This is a genomic window from Mesorhizobium sp. WSM2561 (genome assembly GCF_000513915.1).
GTDB lineage: Bacteria > Pseudomonadota > Alphaproteobacteria > Rhizobiales > Rhizobiaceae > Mesorhizobium > Mesorhizobium muleiense.
Genome location: NZ_AZUX01000084.1, coordinates 1 through 6482, shown reverse-complemented (window position 1 = coordinate 6482; position 6482 = coordinate 1). Strand labels below are relative to the sequence as shown.

The following is a 6482-nucleotide window of genomic DNA, read 5'->3' as shown; positions in this document are numbered from 1 at the left end:
GGGAAAAGGGCATATTTCTGGAATACCATGCCCACATTGCGCTTGTTGGGAGCAACATGCGTCACATCGGTCGTCCCGATTTCGATGAGACCCGCTGTCGGCAGCTCAAAGCCCGCGATCATCATCAAGAGGGTGGTTTTGCCGGAACCCGAAGGTCCCAGGAGCGAGAGAAATTCTCCTGCCCTTACCTCGATGGACACACCCTCGACTGCCGTGAAAGATCCGTAATGTTTCACGACTTCACGGACCGTGACCCTTGCGCCCTTCATATGTTCCCCTTTTCGAACTTTTTTAGTGCCAAGCGGGCTGGAGACCCCGCAAGGCTCACGCCAGTCCCAACTGGGAGGTATCTGCCATATTGTTCAGCCATGTTAGATAAGGGGAAGCCCCGGCACAAACCCTTGCAAATTATGATCTGGCCCGATTGGTTATGACCGAGGGGCTTCGTTCCCACCCACAGTCATTGTGCGACCTTCAGCAGAGCAAGTCAGCAAAAAAGGTCGACCTCGCGTCAGGTGTCGCGTCGTGATGAAAACGAGCGGACCGGGGTCCTGGACTTGACCTTTGGATCGGTGTGCCGACGACAGCGGCGAGGAAGGCGACAAAACGAGGCATCGAATTTTGTGACAGGGGTGATGTGACCTCTTGGGATCGGATGAGGCCTTAAATTGCGCTTTCAGCAGCTTCCCAGTGAGGGGCCGAAATAATGCATTGTCAATGAGTTCGGGCTCGAGGCATCATGGTGAACGCGGTGTGTCCGGGAATGGACGGGGCCAAGCGTTTGGCTCAGATCGTGGTGGGCATGCGCGCCGAAACCGAAAGCTAGGCCGATCATCCACGAACATAGTGAGGCGCGCAAGCAACGTCGCGGGATTGATTGGGATCGCCCGGGCCATCGCCAACTCTCGTTGCTATTCTGGTCTCCGACAGGCCGTTCCTGGCCGGCGATGCCAGCTCGGTCGTGGCGCGATAGGGGCTCCGATCATAACTCTTCGGCCCCCCGGAATAACTCTCGTTGCTCGCGCGCTGAGCCCAATCCCGTCTAGATTTTTCAGGTAAGCTATTGGAGTGTATTCATGGCCGCCGGAGGACGCAAAGCCGTCATCACGTGCGCGGTGACCGGCGCAGCTCACGCGCCGGACAATGTTGCCATATCTGCCAAGGATATCGCGCCGCCAAAAACGATCTGGTACCTGTTGAGCTGGCGCGATCGCGTAACGCCGATGCGCGTCAACGATGAAGTATTGATCGAGTCTTGGCGAGCTACATGAATAAAGGCTATGGCGACGCGAACTCGGCGCTGGACAGTCTGCTGTTTGGGATGTGCAATGGGCTGGAATCGCAACCAGATGGCGGCGCGGGCGGGGCGCGAACTTCAGGACGGAATGTATGTCAATTCGGCATCGGTATTCCAACCCTGGTCGCCAATCATATTCCCGATGGCTTCCGGTGACGCTGCAGTCGGAGAACGGTCTGCTCGCCATCGGCCCGTTCCCGAGCGATGACGAGATCGACGCCAACCTCATCAATGCCGGCAAGCAGACGGTGACTGCGCTGCCGCATACCGCCTTCTTCCACTCGGCGCAAAGCTTCGCGATGATCCGCGGCGGCAAGATTGCGATGGCGATCCTTGGGGCGACGTAGGTGGCGGAGAACGGCGACCTCGCCATCTGGACGACCCCTGGCAAGCTCGTCAAAGGCATGGGCGGTGCGATGGACCTCGTCGCCGGGGTGAAAGAGTGGTCGTGGTCATGGACCATACTAACAAGGCCGGTCAATCGAAGGTGCTCAAGACCTGCACTCTGCCGCTGACCGGGCGGCGTGGTCGATCGGATCATCACCAACCTTGGCGTGCTCGACGTCGTCGAAGGCGGGCTGAGGCTGGTGGAGCTCGCCGATGGCGTGACCGACGCCGAGTTCCGCAGGGCGACCGATGCAACGATCGTCAACTGAGGGCCGGAGCCCCTGCCAAAATTCGCCGAGCGAGGGGAGTCATCATGTCGTAATCGCTAGCGCCGCTCGTACCGCCGTCGGATCGTTCAACGGCGCATTCGGCAACACACCCGCTCATGAACTGGGTGCATCGGCCATCAAGGCGGTCCTCGAACGGGCGGGCATCGAGGCAGGGGAAGTGGACGAGGTGACCCTCGGCCAGGTGCTATTCGCCGGCGAAGGCGAGAATCCGGCACGCCAGCCGGCGATGAAGGCCGACATCCCCAGGAAAAGCCCGCCTGGGCATGGACCAGCGCTGTGGTTCAGGATTGTGGCCCTCGGCATGCAGCAGATTGCAACCGGCGGCGCGAATATCATCGTTGCCGGCGGCATGAAGTCGATGTCGGTGGCGCCGCACTGCGCCCATCTGCGCACAGAGCATGCTGGCCCAGCGGGCGACGCCGTCCTCATCGAAACACCGTCGGCGGCGGCGCATCGGCTACCTCTAACACGGCCGGGGAATAACCCATTGATGCCTCTGTCTCAAACATAGCATCAAGCTTTCTGCAGAGCGTCGACCTTAACTTCCGACATGCCATGAAGTTTCTCAATCTGTCCGGGGGGTTGGCAGAGCGGATCATCCAGTGCAACTCAACTTATACGATGCGCTTTGGCGTAAGACTGCGGGGGCGGATGTATTCCTCGGCTGGCGATCCGTCCACAGCGAGCACTGCGAGCCTGTCAAGGGCGGCATCCGCTTTGCGACGCCGATGCCGAAGAGGTGGAGGCGCTTGCGGCCCTGATGACGCTCAAATGCTCTCTGGTCGATGTTCCCTTCGGAGCCTCTAAAGGCGCACTCAAGATCGACTCGCGCGAATGGACTTCTCAGGAGCTTGAACGTATTACTCGGCGCTTCACTCAGGAACTCGCCAAGCGTGGCCTGATTGGCCCAGGGCTCAACGTGCCCGCTCCGGATGTGGGCACCAGCGAGCGGGAAATGGCCTGGATGGTCGACGAGTTCCGCCGTGCCAATCCCACTGATGTGGTCAACGCGCGCGCTTGCGTGACGGGAAAACCGCTCTCGAAAGGCGGAATTGCCGGACGTACGGAAGCGACAGGCCGAGGCGTGCAGTTTGCCATCCACAGCTATCTCCGTGATCCCCCCACCGCAGGCATGAAGGGACCACCGCGGGACCTCAAGGGGATTTGGCAATGTCGGCTACCACGCTGCCAAATTCCTCTCCAAGGAAGATGGCGCGCGGGTCACGGTCGTTGCCGAACGCGACGGATATGTCGCCAACCCCGAAGGCCTTCCCGTCGAGGCGCTGAAGCAGCATCAGTTCCGCACCGGCGGCATTTCTGGGCTTTGACGGCGCCAAATCTTTCGGGGGCAACATGACGGGCCTGGAAGAGCCATGCGATGTCCTCATCCCCGCCGCGATGGAGAACGCAATTCACATCGACAACGCCGAGCGGATCAAAGCGCATCTCATCGTCGAAGCCGCTAATGGCCCCGTCACCTTCCAGGCCGATCAAGTGATGCGCTCGCGAGGCGTCATGATCCTCCCCGATCTCTATGTCAATGCGGGCGGTGTGGTCGTGAGCTATTTCGAATGGGTGAAGAACCTGACCCACATTCCATTCGGCTTGATGGAAAGGCGGCGGCGGGAGCGGCGCAACCAGACGATCGCCACAGCGCTCGAGCGGATGACAGGCAAGACATTTCCCGCGGAAATGCGCGACGAATTTCTTGAAGGGGGCGCCGAGATTGATCTCGTTCGGTCCGGCCTCGAGGACGTGATGCGCAGCACTTGGGCACGCATCGCGGACCTCCTTGAGGAGCAGCCGGAACTCGGCGACTACAGGACTGCCGCCTATGTCGCGTCCATGGCGGAATTTCTCGAGCCACTGAGAGGAGCCTCGATTCGGCTCCAACAGAGCGATCGCCTATGTCCCCGTGTCGGGGCGCGCAGCCCGAAGAATTCACAGCGGCAGGCAGCAAATATTTGCGTATATTCGGTTTCACTGTGCTGTCCTACCTGGTGGATGCGGACGATCGAAATCGGTCCTACCAACTCGAAGGCAGCGATCCCGATAGCTTCTACCCTGCCGAGGTGGTTGTGGCGCGCGGTTCTTCATGCAGCGGCCGGCACATCAAACTAGCGGCTTGGTCAAAGTGGTCATGGCCGGCAGCAGACCGGTGGAGCGTTTGCGTTCTGATGGACTTGATGAAGGCTCGCTGCAAGACAACTGCCTGCCGCCGCTGTCCGGCCGCCATGCGGCCGCGAGTTTTGCGCGGCGCGCCCTGCCGGTAGGCCTCCCAACCGGCAGGGCGGTATTTTCAAAGTGCTGGATGGGTGTCATGGCAGCGTCCACTATCAGGTTTGAGAAGGAGGTGATCCGCACTATCCGGATGGCACTCGAGCTTCGTCATCTCCGCCACGTCACGACTGTACCCAACTTCTGTCGGGTGCCCGAGGCGCTTCGCGTCAGGTAACCAACGGTGAGCTACTCGAAGGCCGCCTTTCGGTTCTGTTGTTCGAACCTAGCAGGGCCGGAATCCGGCTGCCGACGGCTCGCGCAGAGATCGTGCGGAAATCGCGGCATCTGGTTGGGACCATCAACCACATGGCGGCCAATGCTCGGAAGATAGGCGCGGTCCGCTGGTCGTCTGACGGTCGGCTTCCATAAGTCTGACGGCGCGCGGCAGACGGACCGAGGGATGATTGGGGGAATGCAACTTGTCTTCGAGATATTCCTGGAACTGTCTGAAAGCGTCGACGAGGCGGATTTCCGCGTGGCCATGGCGGGTGCAGCCGCAGCACTCGATCTCCTCACATTTGCTTACCTGTCCTTGCCGCCGCGAGCCTTCCGGCAAGCCAAAGCTCATTTCAAACTATCCGCATCGCTGGACCGCACACTATCTAAGCAACCGTAATCAGCAGGTCGATCCGGTCATCGCGCGGGCGCAGTGTGGCGGATGCCCATTTCGATGGGCATGGAGCGGATCCTTCGTCGAGCGGAATGGCCATTGGAGCGGATTGTCGAACCGCGCACGATCGGCAGCACCCGCGCCGCCCTGACGCGCAAGCTGACAGAGTTGCGCCAGAAGGCCTGGCGGCTCATGCAGGCACCACTGGCTGTGCAGCATAGGTGGCATTACGGATATTAAGGCAGGCCGCACAACTACCCAGCGCTTAGCGGATTCCGTCAGGAAATGCGGCGAGTCTGGCTAAGCTGCCTCAAACGCAGAAGCCAGAAAAGCCGGCGCATGGGCTGGTCGGAGTTCGAGATCTTGGCAGCACGCTCCCCCTGCCAGTTCCGCGCATTACTCGAACTTGGGCAAAGGCACGGACATGACGCTGGGTCACCCTCGGGAAGAGCAGGCGCGCGGGAATCCGGCCGCCCGGATCTGTGAGGGCGAAGGCCGAATGGCTGAGCTACTCGACCACAACCTACTACCATGCTTGGTAGGTTTGTTATTGTCGGTTCCCAGGTAAGTGAGGCGAGCCATTTCGGGAGATAGGCGGCGCCGTGAATAAGCGATATCTACCTCCTGTGATGGTCTCTCTCGGAAATTCGAGAACGCGAGGTGACGATGCTTGGAACGCTTTACTACAGCCCCCTCAGCACTGGCCTCGGAGGATGAGTGTCGCAACGACCTCGTAGGAAGCACACTCGTCGAAATCTCGGGTGGCTGCGAATAGTCGAGCATTTGAGGCTCGCTGTCCTGTGGCGCCAGAACACGGCCCACGAGTTGCATGAAGTGCGCAAGGATAGTCCAATTGAACGGGAGATGCGGCATGCTGCGCAATGATGAAATGAAGCTCGGACTGTATCTCGTTCGGGGGGTGGGATACCATGAAGGTGCATGGCGCGATCCGAATGCGCCAGCGAATAACGGAGTTGACGTCGACAAATATGCTCATTTGGCAGCACTTGCCGAAGATGCGGCGTTCCACTTCGTATTTTTCGCCGACACCCAAGGCATCATCGGTGATCACGCTACCATAGCTCGTGCAAGCGGTAGCGATGGCTTCGAGCCGATTACACTTTTGTCGGCGCTTTCATCGAGAACGCGGGATATCGGTCTTGTCGCAACAGCGACAACTACGTACTACCAACCATATCAACTTGCATGCATGCTCGCATCACTTGACCACTTGTCAGGAGGACGCGCGGCCTGGAACATTGTCACCTCGGCTTACAGCAGATCTAAGACTGACAGCGGCATCGTTACGTTATTCGAACAGGGTTCAGAAAAATGGCATCGAAAATCCCACCGGCTCTTGGAATACTGAATCTGGAATTCGGGCTGCCGCCCGGCGCCACGCCGCCAGCGCCGNTGCCCGGCTCATTGCGGAATCCGGCAACCCATGGCTTGCCGGTCATCTTTGAAACCGTTGCAGGAGCTTGGGCAGAAAACGTCATTCGCGGCGATCCAGCGCTCGAGCCGGCTTGCATCGCAGCGGCCCGGCGCCTGGTGGCGCGAGGCGCTTTCGCAATAACCTCTAACTGCGGCTTCTTTATCCGGCATCAGGCGGCAGTGG

The 6482-nt window shown here is 59.8% G+C and carries 7 protein-coding genes and 3 pseudogenes; 8 read left to right on the top strand and 2 right to left on the bottom strand.

The window, feature by feature from the left end; genetic code table 11:
• Positions 1-269, bottom strand: a 269-nt coding sequence (locus M727_RS0132260; RefSeq protein WP_027155983.1) for an ATP-binding cassette domain-containing protein, incomplete at its 3' end; no start/stop codon positions are given.
• An 807-nt stretch (positions 270-1076) separates the two neighbouring features.
• Here M727_RS0132260 and M727_RS0132250 point away from each other — a divergent pair.
• The 8 genes and pseudogenes from M727_RS0132250 to M727_RS41080 all read left to right on the top strand — a co-directional run bounded on the left by M727_RS0132250 (position 1077) and on the right by M727_RS41080 (position 6233).
• Positions 1077-1271 (top strand): hypothetical protein, encoded by a 195-nt coding sequence (locus tag M727_RS0132250; RefSeq protein ID WP_027155982.1) that lies wholly within the window; start codon positions 1077-1079, stop codon positions 1269-1271.
• A gap of 57 nt (positions 1272-1328) precedes the next feature.
• Positions 1329-1953 (top strand): annotated as a pseudogene (locus M727_RS38585) (3-oxoacid CoA-transferase subunit B).
• 52 nt (positions 1954-2005) lie between these two features.
• A pseudogene (locus M727_RS38580) lies at positions 2006-2365 on the top strand (acetyl-CoA C-acetyltransferase); the annotation flags it as partial.
• A 164-nt stretch (positions 2366-2529) separates the two neighbouring features.
• Positions 2530-3822 (top strand): annotated as a pseudogene (locus M727_RS44105) (Glu/Leu/Phe/Val dehydrogenase); the annotation flags it as partial.
• An 844-nt stretch (positions 3823-4666) separates the two neighbouring features.
• The gene (locus M727_RS43555; protein WP_027155978.1) at positions 4667-4870 is read left to right on the top strand and encodes a hypothetical protein; all 204 of its coding nucleotides are present in this window, start codon (positions 4667-4669) and stop codon (positions 4868-4870) included.
• A complete protein-coding gene (locus M727_RS41090; protein WP_245269101.1) occupies positions 4773-5015 on the top strand; it encodes an autoinducer binding domain-containing protein in 243 nt (80 codons plus the stop codon). The genes M727_RS43555 and M727_RS41090 overlap by 98 nt, the downstream gene beginning before the upstream one ends.
• The gene (locus M727_RS43550; RefSeq protein WP_245269102.1) at positions 4964-5104 is read left to right on the top strand and encodes a hypothetical protein; all 141 of its coding nucleotides are present in this window, start codon (positions 4964-4966) and stop codon (positions 5102-5104) included. The genes M727_RS41090 and M727_RS43550 overlap by 52 nt, the downstream gene beginning before the upstream one ends.
• Positions 5105-5735: 631 nt before the next feature.
• The gene (locus M727_RS41080; protein WP_084647007.1) at positions 5736-6233 is read left to right on the top strand and encodes an LLM class flavin-dependent oxidoreductase; all 498 of its coding nucleotides are present in this window, start codon (positions 5736-5738) and stop codon (positions 6231-6233) included.
• A 53-nt stretch (positions 6234-6286) separates the two neighbouring features.
• On the opposite strand, the gene M727_RS42795 is transcribed toward M727_RS41080, so the two are convergent.
• Positions 6287-6482, bottom strand: a 196-nt coding sequence (locus M727_RS42795) for a hypothetical protein (protein ID WP_210163974.1), incomplete at its 5' end; no start/stop codon positions are given.